The organism is Tardiphaga sp. (assembly GCF_044336785.1).
Taxonomy (GTDB): domain Bacteria; phylum Pseudomonadota; class Alphaproteobacteria; order Rhizobiales; family Xanthobacteraceae; genus Tardiphaga.
On the sequence record NZ_JBIIOT010000017.1, the window covers coordinates 23,763 to 42,128 of the forward strand.

Below are 18,366 nucleotides of genomic sequence, written 5' to 3' on the forward strand. Positions count from 1 at the left end.
GATTACACTTACCCCATGCAGGATCGACTGCATTCAAGAGCGGGAGAGCATCATGGCCTGGAAAGCACCGAAAATCGTCGAAGTTGCGGTCGGCATGGAAATCAACATGTACGCTTGCGCCGCGCGCAAGTAAGATCCGACGTCGGAGCCGAACAGGGCGTCTTGCCGGTTTTTCCGGGAAGGCGCCCTTTTCGACTCTCCGCTCTCTTTTATCTCGCTGGCTTGAGGCGACCTGATGTTGCGTATCGTCGTTCTTGGAGCCGCAGCCGGCGGCGGCATTCCGCAGTGGAATTGCGGCTGCCCGATGTGCCGGGCCGCACGCAGCGGCAAGCCTGAATTGCAAAGCGGCCAGGCCTCCATCGCTGTCAGCGCCGATGGCCGCAACTGGTTCCTGATCAATGCCTCCCCCGACCTGCGGCAACAGGTCACCGAGACGCCGCAGCTGCATCCGCAGGATGGCGCGCTGCGCCATTCGCCGATCGCAGGCGTGATCCTGACCAATGCCGAAGTGGATGCGGTGGCCGGGCTGCTCTCCATGCGCGAGGGCTCGCCCTTCACCATCTACGGGCATGAGCGCGTGTTGGCGATCCTCAAAGCCAACAGTATTTTCAACGTGCTTTCCGAGACGAACGTGAAGCGCGAGGCGATCGAGGTGGATCGCAGTTTTGCGCCGCGCCTACAGGACGGCACCGCATCGGGCCTCGAGGTGCTGCCGTTTACGGTACCCGGCAAGAGTGCATGGTATCTCGAAGGACAGGCGCATCCAGCTGGCGCCGATGGTGACGGCGATACGCTGGGCCTGCGCATCAGCGAGACCGCGAGCGGCAAGCATTTCTACTTCATCGCCGCCTGCGCGCGCGTGACGCCGGAATTGACCGAACGAATCCGCGGCACGCCGCTGGTGTTTTTCGATGGTACGGTGTGGCGCGATGATGAACTCATCGCGGCCGGGCTTGGCCAGAAGACCGGACAAAGCATGGGGCATATCGCCATGTCCGGCGAGGACGGCGCGATTGCCTCGCTGGCCAATGCAGGCATCGGGCAGAAATTCTTTCTGCACATCAACAATTCGAACCCAGCCTTGCTGCGCGACTCCCCCGAGCGCGCGGCACTGACGACCACCGGCTGGCAGATCCCCCATAACGGGATGGAGATTACGCTGTGAAACTATCCGCGCTTTCGATCGACAACAGCGTGCCGCTCGATAATGCCGAGCAGCTGGAAGCAGCGCTGCGCGAGATCGGCGCCACGCGCTATCACAGCCTGCATCCGTTTCATAAGCTGCTGCATGGCGGCAAGCTCAACAAGGGCCAGGTGCAGGCCTGGGCGCTGAACCGCTATTATTACCAGAGCACGATCCCCATCAAGGATGCGGTGGTCATCTCACGCTTCCGCGATCGCGCCACGCGGCTGGAATGGCGGCATCGCATCGAGGATCACGATGGCGATGTCGGCGCGGAAGGCGGCATCGAACGCTGGCTGAAGCTGACCGAGGGTCTCGGGCTCGACAGCGCCTATGTCGAATCCACCGAAGGCATCCTGCCCGCCACGCGCTTCGCCGTGGAGGCCTATGTGCATTATGTCCGCGACCGCTCGCCGCTGGAGGCGATCGCCTCCTCGCTGACAGAGCTGTTTGCGCCGAACCTGCATGAAGAACGCATTTCCGGCATGCTGAAGCATTATGATTTCGTCAATCCGGACATCATGAGCTATTTCAGCCGCCGCCTGACCCAGGCACCGCGCGATGCCGGTTTCGCGCTCGACTACGTCAAGCAGCATGCCACAACGCCCGCGGAACGCCGGCTGGTGGCCAATGCGCTGATCTTCAAGACCAATGTGTTGTGGGTGCAGCTCGACGCGCTATATCATGCCTATGTGGATGGCCATGTGCCGCCGGGCGCCTTTGTGCCCACGGCCAACTAGAGATCGATCATGACGGAGCAGCCGCGCAGCCGTCGCATGGAAGTCTCCGAGGCGAGCAAGCCGATCTTGCCGCGCCACGCCCGGCTGAAATTCGACGAGACGCGGCAGGTCTGGGTGATCCTGGCACCCGAGCGCGTGCTGGCGCCGGACGAGATTGCGGTGGAGATTTTGCAGCTGTGCGATGGCGTGCGCAGTGTCGCCGAGATCGTCGATCTGCTGGCCGCCAAATACAATGCGCCACGCGGCGACATCGGCAATGACGTCATCGCCATGCTGCAGGATCTCGCCGACAAGGGCTTTCTCACGCAAGCGCGGGAGAAGACAGGATGAGTCCGACACTGACAGATGCCTCACCGGTCGTGACCAATGACAGCCTCGCCGTGCTGGAGCGCACGCGCTCGACGGCCGAGACATTCGGCATTCCGCTGGCGGTGTTGGCCGAGCTGACGCATCGCTGCCCGCTGCAATGCCCGTATTGCTCGAACCCGATCGAGCTCGATCGCGCCAATACAGAACTCACCACCGACGAGTGGAAGAAGGTGCTCAGCGAACTCGCCGAGATCGGTGTGCTGCAAATCCATTTTTCGGGCGGCGAGCCGACGGCGCGCAAGGATATCGTCGAGCTGGTGCAGCATGCGACGGATGTCGGGCTGTATTCGAATTTGATTACGTCGGCGGTGCTGCTGTCGCGCGACAAGCTTGAAGCGCTGGCGGATGCCGGCCTCTGCCATGTGCAGATCAGTTTCCAGGGCAATGAGCCCGTGGTGGCCGACCGTGTCGGCGGCTATCGCGGCGGCCATGCGAAGAAGATCGAGGTGGCGCGCTGGACGCGCGAGCTGGACCTGCCGCTGACCGTGAATGCGGTGATGCACCGGCAGAACCTGCATCAGCTGGCTGACATCATCCAGATGGCCGTCGATCTCGATGCCGACCGGCTGGAAGTCGCCAATGTGCAATATTACGGCTGGGCGCTGAAGAACCGCGCTGCCCTGATGCCGACCATCGACCAGATCGACGACACCTCCCGCATTGTCGATGACGCCCGGGTCCGCCTCAAGGGCATTCTCGATATCGATTATGTAGTGCCGGATTATTACGCGCTGCGGCCGAAGAAATGCATGGGCGGCTGGGGCCGGCAGTTCTTCAACATCTCGCCGGCGGGCAAGGTGCTGCCCTGCCACGCGGCCGAGACCATCACCGGGCTCGATTTCGAAAGCGTGCGCAGCAATCACTCCATCGCCTGGATCTGGCAGAATTCCGAAGCCTTCAACCGCTATCGCGGCACAGGCTGGATGCCGGAGCCGTGCCAGAGCTGCGAATTCAAGGAAGTGGATTTCGGCGGCTGCCGCTGCCAGGCTTTTGCGCTAACCGGCGATGCGGGCAACACCGATCCCGCCTGCACGCTGTCGCCGCGGCATGAAGAGATCTTCAAGCTCGCCGAGACCGAATCCAGCGAAGGCGCCGATCGCTTCCTCTATCGCAATTTCAAGGGCGGCACGCTTGAAGCCGACGACACGCATGGCCGCTGACTCCCCTGCCCCCGTATCCGGCGATGCATTCACGCCGCTCACATCCGACCATCTCGATGTCGGCGACGGCCATTCCATCTATGTGGAGAGCGTCGGCCGCAGCGACGGCATTCCTGCGGTCTATCTGCATGGCGGGCCGGGCTCGGGCTGCCAGCCCGATCATCGCCGATTGTTCGATCCGCAGCGCTTCCACACCGTTCTGTTCGACCAGCGCGGCGCCGGCCGCAGCAGGCCGAAAGGACTGCGCGAGCACAACACGCTGCCGCATCTGATCGCGGATATGGAGACGATCCGCCGCAAATTCGGCTTCGACAAATGGCTGGTGGTCGGCGGCTCATGGGGCGCCACATTGGCGCTGGCCTATGCGCAGGCGCATCCGGAGCATGTCAGTGGGATCGTATTGCGCGCCACGTTCTTCGGCACGCGTGACGAGCTGCACGATGTCTTCAACGTGATCCTGCCACGGCATTATCCGGGCCTGCACGAGGATTATCTCAGCGTGCTGCCCGAGAGCGAGCGCACGGACCCCCTACCGCATTTCTATCGCCGCATTCTCGATGCCGATCCGGCCGTGCATATCCCGGCGATCCGCGCCTGGGGCGGCACCGAGTCGATCCTTTCCGAAGTGGCGCCGAAACGCACGCGGCTCGATCGTGCGGCACTCACCAGCACGACCGGGCCGATGCCGGCCACACCGGCGATGGAAGCGCATTACTTCCTGCATGACGCCTTCATGCGGCCGCGGCAGTTGATGGACGACGCGGGAAAGCTGAACGGCATCCCCAGCGTCATCGTGCAGGGCCGTTATGACCTGCTCTGCCCGCCCGTGAATTCGCATGCCCTCGCTGCGCGCTGGAGCGATGCCGAGGTGCGAATCGTCGAAGGCGCCGGACATAGCCTGTATGATCCCGGCGTGCGCGATGCTGTCATGAAGGCGGTCGCGGATGTGGCATCAAAATTGAAATAGGACTGCATCATGCCGATGGCCGGAACGGGAATGCTGATGACGTCGATGGATATCGACGCCGTGCATGAGCAGGAGTTCAACCAATGGTATGACCGCGAGCATCTCGCCGAGCGCGTTGCCATCGATGGATTTCTCGAAGCACGCCGTTATGTCGCGGTGAATGCCGCGCCAAAATATCTCGGCCTGTATTCCACCGCGACATTCGATGTGCTCGACAGCGACGCCTATCGCACGGCACTGGCCAACCAGACCGCCTGGTCGCTCGCCAATATCGGCCGCTTCAAGAACATGCTGCGCTCGGTGGCACGGATCACCGTGAGCCGCGGCCAGGGGCGCGGTGCCGCGCTCGGCCTGGTTCGCATCCGGCCGCCGGAAGGCGATGTCGATGGCCTGCGCGAGGCGCTGCGCGCCCTGCTCGATCCCGGCATGATCCATGACATCATCTCGATGCATCTGATGGAGAGCGATCCGCGGCTGTCGAAGCCGCTGACGGATAATCCCGCCGCGCCGAACCCGGCGGCCCGCGACTGGTATGTGCTGATCGACGGCACCGATGCCGATGCCATCGCGCGCATCATGGAGGGGCGGTTTGATTCCGCTATCGCCACAGCCGGCGCGACAGCGATTTCGCGCGGGACCTATCGGCTGATGTGGGATCTTGTAAAAGCAGACTTGTGAGCACAGGACGCCACACGTCCGACAATTGATCTAGATCAAATCATCTATAAATAAAGGCGTTTCCGCACGCGCGAGGACGCGCGGATTAACTTTATGGAAGTACCCGCAATGTGACCTACGACGGGCCGCTCGTTCACAGAGCGAATCTGTTCGGGGCATATCCATGAAGCATCTTCGGTTTTCGATCAGCCTGCGCATCTATTGCATCATCGGGCTCAGCTTTTGCGGATTGATCGGACTCGCGACATTCCAGGCCACCAAGCTCGCCGATGCGCTGAAGCAGCAGCGTCAGGCTGAACTGCATCATCTCGTCGATCTCGCACGCAGCATCGCGCAGGACGAATACGACCAGGCGCAAAAGGGACGCAGCACCGAAGCGCAGGCCAAGCAGAATGCCGCAACGCGCATCGCAAAACTGCGCTACGATAACAACAACTATTTCTGGATCAACGACCTGACGCCGCGGATGATCATGCATCCGACCCGCCCCGAACTCGACGGCACCGATCTGTCGACCACGAAAGATCCCGACGGCAAGTCGATCTTCGTGGACTTCGCGGCACTCGTGCGCGCCTCCGGCGGCGGCTATTACGACTATCAGTGGCCGAAGCCGGGCGTCGATGCGCCGCAGCCGAAGACGTCCTATGTCACGGGCTTTGCGCCCTGGGGCTGGGTCATCGGCACGGGCGCCTATGTGGACGATCTGAAGGCGCAGGTCTGGGACAACAACCGGCAGGTGATCATCGTCGCCCTCGCCGTGATCGTCCTGCTTGGCCTGTCGAGCATCGGCAATGCGCGAACCATGTCGCGCGCCATTGTTGCCATGACCACCGCCGTGACCAAGCTCGGCGAAGGCGATTTCGGCATAGCCCTGCCCGGCTTGAAGCGACACGATGAACTCGGCGACATGGCGCGTTCGATCGAGCAGTTCAAACTGAAATTCGCGCAAAAGGCCGAGGCCGAGGCCCATGAGGAAGAACAGCGCCACCGCGCGACGAGCGAAGCCACCACAAAGGCGCTGCGCGAGATGGCAGAGACGGTCGAACGCGAGGTCAATCATGTGGTCGGCGATGTCGCCGCCGGTACCGAGCGGATGAGCGAACATGCCGGCCTGATGAGCAACAGCGCCGTCAAGCTCGGCAACAACAGCAGCAGCGTGGCGGCAGCCGCCGAACAATCATTGTCCACCGCACGGACAGTGGCGACCGCCTCGATGCAGCTCAGCTCATCGATCGCCGAGATTGCAACCCAGGTGAATTCGTCGCGCACCCTGACTCTGGAAGCGGTGGAAGCATCGAGCCACGCGCAGATCACCATCGCCAAATTGTCGGACGCGGCGGGCAAGGTGGGCGCCGTCACCAGCCTGATCAGCGAGATTGCCAGCCAGACCAACCTGCTCGCCCTCAATGCCACGATCGAAGCGGCGCGCGCAGGCGAAGCCGGCCGCGGCTTTGCGGTCGTCGCGTCGGAGGTCAAATCGCTGGCCGAGCAGACCGCCAAGGCCACCAACGACATCGCCCAACAGATCACCGAAATCCAGCAGGCCACGAAGGATTCGGTGACCTCGATCGGCCAGATCGGCGAAGCGATCCGCAATGTCGAGGCGGTGTCGTCGGTGATCGCGGCGGCAATCGAGGAACAGAGCGCTGTCACAGGCGAGATCTCGCGCAATGTCGCGGAGACCTCGAATGCGGCCCGCGAAGTCGCCGAGCAGATTGCTCTGGTCTCCCGCGAGGCGGTCGATACCGAGCGCCGCGCCGCGGACATCCGCGACGGCTCAGCGGAAATTGCCCATCAAGTGGATCACCTGCGCTCCACGCTGGTGAAGGTGATCCGCACCTCGACCAACGGCGCCGACCGGCGCAAATCACCGCGCATCGATCTCAAGAGCGAGGGCCTGCTGAAGCTGCGTGGCGCGGAGCTGGATATCGTGGTCATCAATCTCTCCCAGGAAGCCGCGCTGATTTCAGGCGCAGATCAGGCCAAGCTCGATGATCCCGTGACGCTGACGATTGCCGGCGTCGCCAGCCGGGTGAACGGCTTCGTGGCCCGCAACGACAAGGGCGGCACCCTGATCTGGTTCGAGACCACGCCGAAGATCAAGCAGATGATCGCCGACCTGCTGGCAAAGAAACAGGCGGCCTGACGCCGCCTGCCCAGCCTCGTTGAACGTATCCCGGGCCCGACGCGACCAAATCGCACGGGCCCAGACGGGCCGCCTCATCTTGCGAGACGCCCATGAGCCGCGTGCCCTTCGCCATCATGACCTTCGTCGCGACCGCAATGCTGGCCACGACGGCTGCCACGGCGAGCGAGGAGCCGGCGAAAATCGATCCCGCCAAGGTCACATCCTTCAACACCACGCTTTTTGCCAAGCCGCCCGCTGCCAAGGGGCTGACCTATGCCTGCTTCACGCGCCGCTACGACGCCGATCATCTGGCGCGGCATCCGAAGCAGAAGGTCGCTGCCATGAAGCTGCTGGTGACCTTCGGCCATCCGCCGGAAGAGAGCAGCACGCCGTACTCGTTCCGGCTCGGCTTCAAATATCGCCACCGCAAGGGCGACTGGGATTCCAGCGGCGCCTGCCACACCGTCCAGAGCAAGGAGACCGACGGCGAAGTGCGGCTCGGCTGCAGCGTCGATTGCGACGGCGGCGGCATCGAGATCGGCCTTGGCAAGACGGCCGATGCAACGCGCGTTCGGCTCGAACGTGTCCGCATCTGGCAGAACAACAAGCCAGACGACGACGGCGAAGAGCTCTCGGCCGGTGCCGACGACAAGATTTTCCGGCTCGATCGCACCAATATCAAGGACTGCGAGGCGCTGATCACCGATCGCAAGGAGCTGGCGGCCCTGCGCAGCAAGCGGCCGTGACCGTCGCGATGAGGAGGACGTCATGAACCGACGCAACATGCTGTGGAGCGCGCTCGTCTCGCTCGGCGCAGGATGGGCCGCGACGCGGGCGCAAGCCGCGACTGAGGCACCGATCGCCAGGCAGAAGGTCGTTTATCACCTCGCCGACAGCGACCGCATGAATTTTGCCTTCGGCAATATCCAGAACCATCTCGATGGAATGGGCGGGCCGGAGCATGTCAGCATCGTGCTGGTCGTGCTCGGCCCGGCGCTGCGCGGCTTTCATCGTGACGGTGCCAATCCGGACATCACCCAGCGCGTGGCGAAACTGGCCAAGGCCGGTGTCGGTTTTGCGGCCTGCAAGAACACCATGAAGGCGCAGGACGTGGCGCTGGACGGCTTGCTGCCGGGATTTGCAGTGGCCGACAGAGGCGGCGTGGTGAGAATCGCCGAGCTGCAGGCGCAGGGCTTCGCCTATATCCGGCCGTGACCGCCTGCCGTCGCTCAAAATTTACACAATCGTCATCTTGCCCCGCACACGAGATTGCGATCAGGGCGAAATGGAACCCTTCGCCTTGCCATGCGTAGGGGTTTGGGGCGATCATCGGAACCGGCTTGCGCGCGCGCGCCGTTCGCCTTTGACACAATAGAACCGAAGAGCATCATGAATCCCGTCAAAGCACTCGAATCCCATGGTCAGGCCGTCTGGCTGGACTTCCTTGCCCGCGGTTTCGTCGCCAAGGGCGACCTGAAGAAGCTGATCGACACCGACGCCGTGAAGGGCGTGACGTCGAACCCGGCGATTTTCGAGAAGGCCATCGGCTCGTCCGACGAATATGACGCGCCGATCGCAGCTGAATTGAAATCGGGCGACAAATCGCCGGCCGAGCTGTTCGAAGCGCTGGCGGTGGAAGATATCCAGCATGCTGCCGATGTCTTGAAACCGGTGTTTGACGCAACCAAAGGACAAGATGGCTTTGTGAGCCTCGAAGTGTCGCCCTATCTGGCTCTCGATGCCAAGGGGACGATCGCGGAGGCCGAACGGCTGTCGAAAAGCGTCAAGCGGCCGAACCTGATGGTCAAGGTGCCGGCGACGCAGGAATGCATCCCCGCTATCGAGCACCTGATCGGCGAAGGTATCAGCATCAATGTCACGCTGCTGTTCGCGCAGAAGACCTATATCGAAGTCGCCGAGGCCTATCTGAGGGGCATTGAAAAATTCATCGCGGGCGGCGGCGATCCCTCGCATGTTGCCAGCGTCGCCTCGTTCTTCGTCAGCCGCATCGACGCGCAGGCAGACAAGCAACTGGACGAGAAGATCGCCCAGGCGAATGATCCCGCCGAGAAGGACCGCCTGAAGGCGCTGAAGGGCAAGGTGGCGATCGCCAATGCCAAGCTGGCCTATCAGGAATATCTGAAACTGTTCGCCGGCCCGCGCTGGGACAAGCTCAAGGCCAAGGGCGCGCAGCCGCAGCGGCTGCTGTGGGCCTCCACCGGCGTGAAGAGCAAGGACTATCGCGACACCATGTATGTGGAGGAGCTGATCGGCAAGGATACGGTGAACACCGTGCCGCCGGCCACGCTCGACGCCTTCCGCGACCACGGCGAAGTGCGCGACAGTCTGGAAGAGAACATCGACGAGGCGACAAAGGTGCTGGCGGATTTCGCCAAGACCGGCATTTCGCTGGACAAGATCACCACCGATCTCGTCGCCGATGGCGTCAAGCTGTTTGCCGACGCCGCCGACAAGCTTTACGGCGCGGTGGCGCACAAGCGGGCGACCTCGCTTGGCAAGGCCGTGGGCACCCAGGCGCTGGCGCTTGGCGATACGCTGAAGAAGACGGTCGAAAAATCCACCGAGGAATGGCGCGCATCGGCAAAGATCCGCCGGCTCTGGCACAAGGATGCGACGGTCTGGACCGGCAGCGATGAAGCCAAGTGGCTGGGCTGGCTGAACAGCGTATCTGCCGAAAAGGCAAAACTTGCGGACTACGCTGATTTCGCCAAATGGGTGAAGGCTGAGGGTTTCACCGATGCCGTAGTGCTTGGCATGGGCGGCTCGAGCCTCGGGCCGGAAGTGCTGGCAGTGACCTTCCCGCATGTCGCGGGCTTCCCGAAGCTGCACGTGCTGGACTCCACCGATCCCGCACAGGTCGCGACGCTGGCGAAGACGGTGACTATCGCCAAGACGCTGTTCATCGTGTCGAGCAAGTCCGGCGGCACCACCGAGCCGAATGTGATGAAGAACTATTTCTTCGGCGAGGTGAGCAAGGCGGTCGGCGCCGACAAGGCCGGCGCGCATTTCGTCGCCGTCACCGATCCCGGCTCGTCGCTGGAGAAGGTGGCCGGCGAGCAGACATTCGCGCGTATCTTCCACGGCGATCCCAGCATCGGTGGCCGCTATTCCGTGCTGTCGCCGTTCGGCCTCGTGCCGGCTGCGGCTGCGGGTCTCGATCTATCGAAGCTGCTGGAGCATACTCTGTCCATGGTCCGCTCCTGCGGGCCAGACGTGCCGCCGGTGGAAAATCCGGGCGTGCAACTCGGCCTCGCCATGGGCCATGCGGGCATCGATGGGCGCGACAAGGTCACTATTCTCTCCTCGAAGAAGATCGCCGACTTTGGCGCATGGGCCGAACAACTTATTGCCGAATCCACAGGCAAGGATGGCAAGGGCTTGATCCCGATCGATGGTGAAGAGCTGGGCGCCCCCTCCGTCTATGGCGATGATCGGTTCTTCATCGACCTGCGCGTCGAGGGCGAAAACGACAGGGCGCATGACGACAAGCTGGCGGCACTGGAGAAGGCCGGCCACATCGTCACGCGCATCACGCTGCCGTCGATCGAACATCTCGGGCAGGAATTCTTCCGTTTCGAGATCGCAACGGCTGTGGCCGGTGCGGTGCTCGGCATCAATCCGTTCAATCAGCCCGATGTGGAAGACGCCAAGATCAAGACGCGCGAGCTGACGAGCGCATTCGAGAAGACGGGTTCGCTGCCGCCGGAGACACCTGTTGTGTCGTCTGCTGAAGCCGATCTCTATACCGACGCGGCCAATGCCGAACTGCTGAAGAAGGCCGGCGCCAATGGCGATCTCGCCTCCTGGTTGAAGGCGCATTTCCGTCGCGTCACGCCGGGCGATTACGTCGCTTTGCTCGCTTATGTCGAACGCGATGCCGCTCATATCGACACGCTGCAGGGGATGCGGATGGCGGTGCGTGACAAGAAGAAGGTCGCGACCTGCGCCGAATTCGGCCCACGCTTCCTGCATTCGACCGGGCAGGCCTACAAGGGCGGACCGGACTCCGGCGTGTTCCTGCAGATCACGGCGGATGATGCCAAGGATCTCGCGATCCCGGATTACCGTGCCTCCTTCGGCGTCATCAAGGCGGCGCAGGCGCGTGGCGATTTCGAGGTGCTGACCGACCGCAGCCGCCGCGCTCTGCGCGTGCACCTGAAAGGCGACCTCAAAGCAGGGCTCAAAGCGCTCGACAAGGCGATATCAACCGCACTGAACTAGGAGTCGAGATGCACCTCACTCACCCTGAACGCCGCCGCCGCTTCACCTCTCCCCACCGGGGAGAGGTCGGCGCGCAGCGCCGGGTGAGGGGGAGCCACACATTCGGACGTCACGCGGTGCGCCCCCTCACCCGCCCTGCTTCGCAGGTCGAGCTCTCCCCGGTGGGGAGAGGTGATCTACGGCGTCTGCGGCAGTTTCCAAAGCTCTATCAATTTCCCTCATCTTAGGACCACACCAATGCAGCTCGGCATGATCGGCCTCGGCCGAATGGGCGGAAATATTGTCCGCCGCCTGATGAAGAACGGCCACACCGCGGTGGTCTATGACAAGGACGCCAAGGCCGTCACCGGCCTCGCCGGCGAAGGCGCCACTGGCGGATCGTCGCTCGCAGATTTCGTCCAGAAGCTGGCCAAGCCGCGCCATGTCTGGGTGATGCTGCCTGCGGGCCATATCACCGAAACGACGATTGATGCGCTCACCAAGTTGCTGGAGCCCGGCGACACCATCATCGATGGCGGCAACACCTTCTGGCAGGACGATGTGCGCCGCGGACAGGCGCTGAAGAAGCAGGGCCTGTTCTATGTGGATGTCGGCACCTCCGGCGGCGTGTGGGGCATCGATCGCGGCTACTGCATGATGATCGGCGGCGAAAAGGAAGTGGTCGATCGGCTCGATCCCATCTTCAAGACGCTGGCGCCCGGCATCGGCGACATCCCGCGCACGCCCGGTCGCGATGGCCGCGATCCGCGCATCGAGGAGGGCTATATCCATGCCGGGCCCGTGGGCGCCGGGCATTTCGTCAAGATGATCCATAACGGCATCGAATATGGCCTGATGCAGGCCTATGCCGAAGGTTTCGATATTCTCAAGAACGCCAATATCGAGGCGCTGCCGGAAGCGCATCGCTACGATCTCAACTTGCCCGATATCGCCGAAGTCTGGCGCCGCGGCAGCGTCATTCCGTCATGGCTGCTCGACCTCACGGCATCGGCATTGGCCAAGAGCGGCGAGTTGAAAGAGTATTCCGGCTTCGTCGAAGACTCAGGCGAAGGTCGCTGGACGGTGAATGCGGCGATCGATGAAGCGGTGCCGGCCGAAGTGCTGACGGCCGCTCTGTTCGCGCGCTTCCGCTCGCGGCAGGACCATACATTTGCAGAAAAGATTCTATCCGCGATGCGCGCCGGTTTCGGCGGCCATAAAGAGCCCGATCAGCATCCGGATCCGAAGCGGCAGGACGCGCCTAACATCGTGAAATAAACGACGGAGCCCGCCGTGATTGCCAAGACCAGCGACAAGACCAAAAAGCCCGATCCCTGTGCTTTCGTCATTTTTGGCGTCACCGGCGATCTCGCCCATCGCCTCGTGATTGCAGCGCTCTATAATCTGCAGGCCTCCGATCTGCTGCCGGAAAAATTCTGCGTGGTCGGCATCGCCCGCAAGGGCATGACCGGCGATGCGTTGCGCGAGGACCTTCTCAAGGGCCTCAAGCAATATGCGACGCGCCCTGTCGATGATGCGATTGCGCAAAAGCTCTTGAACTGCGTCACCTGCATCGAAGCCGATCCGAGCGAGCCGGAAAGCTTCGACAAGATGAAAGAGCAGCTCGACAAGCTCGAGGAGGCGCGCGGCACCGGCGGCAATCGCCTGTTCTATCTGGCGACGCCCCCCTCCGCATTTGCACCGATCGCCGAACAGCTCGGCCGCACCGGCATGCTCAAGGAAAATGGCTCGTGGCGCCGCTTAGTCGTCGAGAAGCCGTTCGGCACCGACCTTGAATCGGCACAGAAACTCAACAAGAAGCTGCTCGGCCTGATGAACGAGCAGCAGATCTACCGGATCGATCACTATCTCGGCAAGGAGACCGTGCAGAACATCCTGGTGCTGCGCTTCGCCAATGGCATCTTCGAGCCGATCTGGAATCGCAACCATATCGACCACGTGCAGATCACCGTGGACGAAAAGCTCGGCGTCGGCCATCGCGGCTCGTTCTATGACGCCACCGGCGCGTTGCGCGACATGGTGCCGAACCATCTGTTCCAGCTGCTCTCGCTGGTCGCCATGGAGCCGCCGTCGCGCTTCGAAGCCAATGCGGTGCGTTCGGAAAAGGCCGAAGTGCTGGCCGCTGTCACTGTGCAATCCGAGGAAGAGGCGCTGACGAATTCGGTGCGCGCGCAATATACAGCCGGTCATGTCGGTAATGACGACATTGGGGATTATCTCAAGACCGAGGACGTCAAAGCGGGCTCGACCACCGAGACCTATGCCGCGCTGAAACTGATGATCGACAATTGGCGTTGGGCCGGCGTGCCGTTCTATCTGCGCACCGGCAAGGCGCTGGGCGTCAAGCGCACCGAAGTGGCAATCAAGTTCAAGCAGGCGCCGTTCGCCATGTTCAGGGACATGTCGATGGAGAAGCTCGCCGAGAACTATCTCGTCATCGCGGTGGAGCCGAATGAAGGCATTTCGCTGAAATTCAACACCAAGGTGCCCGGCCCCGCCGTGAATATCGACGGCGTCGAGATGAAGTTCCGCTACAAGGACTACTTCAATGCCTCGCCAGCCACCGGCTACGAGACGCTGATCTATGACTGCATGATCGGCGACAATATCCTGTTCCAGCGCGCCGACAGTGTCGAAGCCGGCTGGCGTGCGGTGCAGCCCTTCCTCGACGCCTGGAAGAAGGCCGGCAAGGATGGGCTCAAGACCTACAAGGCCGGCAGCGAAGGACCGGAGGAAGCCGATGAACTGCTCAAGCGCGACGGCCGCAGCTGGCGTATCCTGAGCTGATGGCAGAGCACCGCACCATCATCGAGGTCTCGGATGCCGCAGCGCTTGCCGCGGCCGCCGCCGAACGGCTGATCAAGCGGATCGATGCCAACCCGGATCGGCCGGCGATCTGCCTCACCGGCGGGTCGAGCCCGAAGCGGCTGTATGAGCTGCTGGCCACGGATGCCTATCGCAAGCGTGTCCCGTGGGAGCGCGTGCACTGGTTCATCGGCGATGATCGCTTCGTGCCCGAGAGCGATGCGCTGAATAATATGGCGATGGCCAAGGGCGCGTTTCTCGATGCCTGCGCGCCGGCTGCAAATGTGCATGCGATCAACACGGACGCTGCCAAGCCTGATGAAGCCGCGGCGCTCTATGCGCGCGAGCTGCAGGCGTTCTACGGCAGCGACAAGCTCGACCCCGCCAAGCCGCTCTTCGATCTCGTGCTGCTCGGCGTCGGGCCGGATGGCCATGTGGCGTCGCTCTTCCCCGGCTATCCCGGCATCGAGGTCAAGGATCGCTGGGTGGTCGGCGTGCCCGAGGCGCATGTGAAGCCGTTCGTGCCACGTGTCAGCCTGACGCTGCCGCCCCTCGCCTCCTGCCACGAGATGCTGTTTCTCATGAGCGGCGAGGACAAGCGTGCCATTCTCGGCCGTGTGTTGGCGGGCGAGGATCTGCCCGCCAATCGTGCGCGCTCGCATGGCGAAACGATTTGGCTTTGCGATCGCGCGGCCCTCCCGGAGGGCGACAGTGTCTGATCCGGCGCCGAAGGCACTCATCGTGATGGGCGTGTCGAGCTCGGGCAAGAGCTCGATCGGGAAGGCTTTGGCCGACCGGCTCGGCTGGCGGTTTGCGGACGGTGACGACTTTCATCCACCCGCGAATGTCGAAAAACAGCGCGCCGGCCAGCCGCTCACCGACGAAGATCGCTGGCCCTGGTTGCAGAGCATTGCCGACGAGATCGACCGCATCACTGCCGAAGGCGGCAGGCTGGTCGTGGCTTGTTCGGCGCTGAAGCGGGTCTATCGCAATCTGCTGGTTCATGGCCGGCACGATATTCGCATCGTCTATCTCGATGGATCGAAGGAGCTGATCGGCAAACGCATGGCGGCGCGCAAGAATCACTTCATGCCGCCGTCGTTGCTGGACAGCCAGTTCAAGACGCTGGAAGTGCCCGGTCCCGATGAGCGCGTGATCACGGTGTCCATCGACGACGAGATTGACGGCATCGTGGATGCCATCATGAAGCAACTGCCGACCTGAAGGATCGCACCATGACCAAGATCGCTCTCGTCGTTTCCGATGTGGACGGCACGCTGGTGACCCATGACAAGCGACTGACCGACAAGGCCAAGGCCGCGGTCAAGAAACTGGAAGACAACGGCATCGGCTTCACCATTACGTCGAGCCGTCCCCCGGTGGGCATGCGCTTCCTCATCGAGCCGCTCGGCATCACGCTGCCGATCGGGCCGTTCAATGGCTCATCGATGGTGGATGGTGATCTCAAGCCGATGGTGCAGCATCTGATCGGCGAGGCGGCGGCACGCAAGAGCATCGAGATCCTCGACAAATATGGCGTCGATGTCTGGATCTTCACCAATGACGACTGGGTCATCAAGCGCGACGACGGCAAATATGTGCCGCATGAGCGCGACACCATCCAGCATGCGCCATTGATGGTGGAGGATTTCGGCCCGTATTACGCCAAGGCCTGCAAGATCGTCGGCGCAAGTTCGGACTTCCCGCTGCTGGAGCGCTGCGAGACCGAGATGCAGCAGGTGCTGGGCGACAGCGCGGTCGCCGTGCGGTCGCAGAATTATTATCTCGACGTGACGCCGCCGAACCAGAGCAAGGGGACGTTCGTGAAGGCGATGGCGGAACGACTCGGCATCTCGCTGGAGGCGATCGCGACGGTGGGCGATATGCGGAATGATCTGCCGATGTTCGCCGTGTCCGGGATGTCGGTGGCGATGGGGAATGCGAGTGACGCCGTGAAAGCGCAGGCGACGGATGTCACGACGTCGAATGAGGATGAGGGATTTGCGGGGGCCGTGGAGATTATCTTGAAGAGGAACGCTGTTTCGTAGCGTCGATACCTCAAACATAGCCTCATCCTGAGAGTCTGTCTCATAAAGCGATGGGGTATTTTTGGCTCGACTTGCTCAGGACATTAATCCCAACTCGCTTCTCCGTCCCTCATCCTGAGGAGCCGCGCAGCGGCGTCTCGAAGGATGGCCGCAGGCTCTGAACCCGGCCAACTCATGGTTCGAGACGGCGTCACGCGCCTCCTCACCATGAGGACAGAGGTCGGGGTGTCGCTCGCTTCACTTCGCCCTTTCCTTCTTTTTCTCCTGCGGCCGCTTCGCCCCCGCCAGATTATGGGCCACCGCGATCAACGCGATATGCGTGAGCGCCTGCGGAAAATTGCCCGTCTGGCGCTTGGCGCCGCTATCATATTCTTCCGCGAGAAGCCCGACATCATTGGCGACGCCGACGACGCGGTCGAACAGTTCTTCCGCCTTCGCGATCTCGCCCATCTGGATATAGGCCTCGGCCAGCCATAATGAGCAGGCGAGAAACGCGCCTTCCGCCGGCTGGATTTCGCCGGTGACCTCGCGCGGATCGTGGCGCAACACAAAACCATCACGCATCAGATATTTTTCGGTCGCTGCAATAGTCCCCGTCACGCGGGGATCGTCGATCGGCAGGAAGCCGACGGCGGGCAGCAACAGGATGGCGCCGTCCAATGTGTCCGACCCATAGGACTCAACGAAGGTGTTTTCGCGGGGATCAAAGCCCTTCTCGCAGACGTCGCGGTGGATCTCGTCGCGCAGCGCTTTCCATCTGTCCAGCGGCGCTTCGAGATCGAACATTTCCGCGCTCTTGATGGCCCGATCGAAGGCGACCCAGCACATCACTTTCGACAGCACATAATGCTTGCCGTTGCCGCGGCGCTCCCAGATGCCGTGATCCGGGCGGCTCCACACCGAAGCCAGATGTTCGAGAATCTCGCCTTCCACCGCCCAGGTGCCGTCGTCGAGATCGAGCTTGGCCACGCGGCTCTGATGGAAGCTGTCGATCAGCTCACCATAGACATCGAGCTGCAATTGCGCATGGGCGGCGTTGCCGATGCGCACCGGCAGCGCGCCGCCATAACCGGGCAACCAATCGGCCTCCCATTCCAGCAGGCGGCGCTGGCCCATGATGCCATACATGATCTGCATCTCGGACGGCGAGCCGGCCACGGCGCGCAGCAGCCAATGATGCCAGGCGCGCGCTTCGTCGGTGTAGCCGCTGTTCATCAGCACCAGCAGGGTGAAGGTCGCGTCGCGCAGCCAGCAGAAGCGGTAGTCCCAGTTTCTGCTGCCGCCGAGCTTCTCGGGCAGCGATGTGGTTGGCGCAGCCACGATGCCGCCGGATGGCGCATAGATCAGCGCCTTCAGCGTGATCAGCGAGCGCATCACCAGATCGCGATGCTCGCCTTTATAGGTGCAGCGACCGCTCCATTCCTTCCAGAATTCCTCGGTGTCCTTCAGCGCGTGATCGACATTGATCGCGGCGGGCACCTTGAGATGCGAGGGCCCATAAGTGAGCACGAATGGCACGCTGTCGCCCTGCTTGATCTCGAATTCGGCGACGGTGGTGAGGTTCTCGCCATGGGTCTCCACCGGCGTGTGCAGCACCGCCATATCCGGCCCGCAGATCGCCAGCAGCGCGCCATCGTCGTCGCGCTTCACCCATGGAATGGCGGTACCGAAACCGAAGCGGATGATCATTTCCATCCGCATTTTTACGGTGCCACGCTCGCCGCGCACGATGCGGACGATGTCGGAGGCGGCCCCACGCGGCGGCATGAAATCGATCAGCGTGACGGCGCCGTCGTCGGTCTCCAGCGTCGTTTCCAGGATCAGCGAGTCGCCGCGATAGCGCCGCTTGCAGGTCTTGATCGGCGCGGCGGGAGCAATCAGCCAGCGACCGTGATCCTTGGTGCCAAGCAATGCGGTGAAACAGGCATCGGAATCAAACGCCGGCCAGCACAGCCAGTCGATGGAGCCGTTGCGATTAACGAGCGCGGCGGTCTCACAATCGCCGATCAGAGCGTAGTCTTCGATATTGCTGAACAAGATATCTCC

At 62.5% G+C, this 18,366-nt stretch carries 17 protein-coding genes; 16 read left to right on the forward strand and 1 reads right to left on the reverse strand.

Going from position 1 to position 18,366, the window contains the following annotated elements:
* The first annotated feature begins 52 nt into the window (after nucleotides 1-52).
* The 16 genes from pqqA to ACIQ2A_RS07720 all read left to right on the forward strand — a co-directional run bounded on the left by pqqA (nucleotide 53) and on the right by ACIQ2A_RS07720 (nucleotide 16,320).
* Nucleotides 53-133, forward strand: a complete 81-nt coding sequence (gene pqqA, locus ACIQ2A_RS07645) for a pyrroloquinoline quinone precursor peptide PqqA (RefSeq protein WP_089267584.1) — start codon at nucleotides 53-55, stop codon at nucleotides 131-133.
* Between the two features lie 102 nt (nucleotides 134-235).
* The gene (gene pqqB / locus ACIQ2A_RS07650; protein WP_398477506.1) at nucleotides 236-1,165 is read left to right on the forward strand and encodes a pyrroloquinoline quinone biosynthesis protein PqqB; all 930 of its coding nucleotides are present in this window, start codon (nucleotides 236-238) and stop codon (nucleotides 1,163-1,165) included.
* The gene (gene pqqC, locus ACIQ2A_RS07655; protein ID WP_398477508.1) at nucleotides 1,162-1,923 is read left to right on the forward strand and encodes a pyrroloquinoline-quinone synthase PqqC; all 762 of its coding nucleotides are present in this window, start codon (nucleotides 1,162-1,164) and stop codon (nucleotides 1,921-1,923) included. Before pqqB ends, pqqC begins: the two co-directional genes overlap by 4 nt.
* A gap of 9 nt (nucleotides 1,924-1,932) precedes the next feature.
* Complete coding sequence (pqqD, locus tag ACIQ2A_RS07660) at nucleotides 1,933-2,253, forward strand: pyrroloquinoline quinone biosynthesis peptide chaperone PqqD (protein WP_398477510.1); 321 nt, start codon at nucleotides 1,933-1,935, stop codon at nucleotides 2,251-2,253.
* Nucleotides 2,250-3,452, forward strand: a complete 1,203-nt coding sequence (pqqE, locus tag ACIQ2A_RS07665; protein WP_398477512.1) for a pyrroloquinoline quinone biosynthesis protein PqqE — start codon at nucleotides 2,250-2,252, stop codon at nucleotides 3,450-3,452. Before pqqD ends, pqqE begins: the two co-directional genes overlap by 4 nt.
* Nucleotides 3,442-4,419, forward strand: coding sequence for a prolyl aminopeptidase (pip, locus tag ACIQ2A_RS07670; protein ID WP_398477514.1), 978 nt, complete (start codon nucleotides 3,442-3,444; stop codon nucleotides 4,417-4,419). The genes pqqE and pip overlap by 11 nt, the downstream gene beginning before the upstream one ends.
* Nucleotides 4,420-4,428: 9 nt before the next feature.
* Entirely contained in the window at nucleotides 4,429-5,097 is a 669-nt protein-coding gene (locus ACIQ2A_RS07675) for a hypothetical protein (protein ID WP_398477516.1), read from the forward strand.
* A gap of 163 nt (nucleotides 5,098-5,260) precedes the next feature.
* Nucleotides 5,261-7,243 carry a cache domain-containing protein gene (locus ACIQ2A_RS07680; RefSeq protein WP_398477518.1) on the forward strand — a complete coding sequence of 661 codons (1,983 nt, stop codon included), beginning with the start codon at nucleotides 5,261-5,263 and terminating at the stop codon, nucleotides 7,241-7,243.
* A 92-nt stretch (nucleotides 7,244-7,335) separates the two neighbouring features.
* Nucleotides 7,336-7,971, forward strand: a complete 636-nt coding sequence (locus tag ACIQ2A_RS07685; RefSeq protein WP_398477520.1) for a hypothetical protein — start codon at nucleotides 7,336-7,338, stop codon at nucleotides 7,969-7,971.
* Nucleotides 7,972-7,993: 22 nt separating this feature from the next.
* The gene (locus ACIQ2A_RS07690) at nucleotides 7,994-8,440 is read left to right on the forward strand and encodes a hypothetical protein (protein ID WP_398477522.1); all 447 of its coding nucleotides are present in this window, start codon (nucleotides 7,994-7,996) and stop codon (nucleotides 8,438-8,440) included.
* A gap of 174 nt (nucleotides 8,441-8,614) precedes the next feature.
* Complete coding sequence (locus ACIQ2A_RS07695) at nucleotides 8,615-11,467, forward strand: bifunctional transaldolase/phosoglucose isomerase (protein ID WP_398477524.1); 2,853 nt, start codon at nucleotides 8,615-8,617, stop codon at nucleotides 11,465-11,467.
* Nucleotides 11,468-11,704: 237 nt separating this feature from the next.
* Nucleotides 11,705-12,724 carry a phosphogluconate dehydrogenase (NAD(+)-dependent, decarboxylating) gene (gene gnd / locus ACIQ2A_RS07700; protein WP_398477526.1) on the forward strand — a complete coding sequence of 340 codons (1,020 nt, stop codon included), beginning with the start codon at nucleotides 11,705-11,707 and terminating at the stop codon, nucleotides 12,722-12,724.
* Nucleotides 12,725-12,742: 18 nt separating this feature from the next.
* Nucleotides 12,743-14,254: a glucose-6-phosphate dehydrogenase gene (gene zwf, locus ACIQ2A_RS07705; protein WP_398477579.1), complete on the forward strand. Its 1,512-nt coding sequence runs from the start codon at nucleotides 12,743-12,745 to the stop codon at nucleotides 14,252-14,254.
* On the forward strand, nucleotides 14,254-14,991 hold the full coding sequence (pgl, locus tag ACIQ2A_RS07710; protein ID WP_398477529.1) for a 6-phosphogluconolactonase: 738 nt from the start codon (nucleotides 14,254-14,256) through the stop codon (nucleotides 14,989-14,991). The genes zwf and pgl overlap by 1 nt, the downstream gene beginning before the upstream one ends.
* A gap of 25 nt (nucleotides 14,992-15,016) precedes the next feature.
* The gene (locus tag ACIQ2A_RS07715; RefSeq protein ID WP_398477581.1) at nucleotides 15,017-15,496 is read left to right on the forward strand and encodes a gluconokinase; all 480 of its coding nucleotides are present in this window, start codon (nucleotides 15,017-15,019) and stop codon (nucleotides 15,494-15,496) included.
* Between the two features lie 11 nt (nucleotides 15,497-15,507).
* The gene (locus ACIQ2A_RS07720) at nucleotides 15,508-16,320 is read left to right on the forward strand and encodes an HAD family hydrolase (protein WP_398477531.1); all 813 of its coding nucleotides are present in this window, start codon (nucleotides 15,508-15,510) and stop codon (nucleotides 16,318-16,320) included.
* A 237-nt stretch (nucleotides 16,321-16,557) separates the two neighbouring features.
* Here ACIQ2A_RS07720 and ACIQ2A_RS07725 read toward each other — a convergent pair whose 3' ends face one another.
* Nucleotides 16,558-18,357, reverse strand: a complete 1,800-nt coding sequence (locus tag ACIQ2A_RS07725) for a glycoside hydrolase family 15 protein (RefSeq protein ID WP_398477533.1) — start codon at nucleotides 18,355-18,357, stop codon at nucleotides 16,558-16,560.
* Between the last annotated feature and the right edge of the window lie 9 nt (nucleotides 18,358-18,366).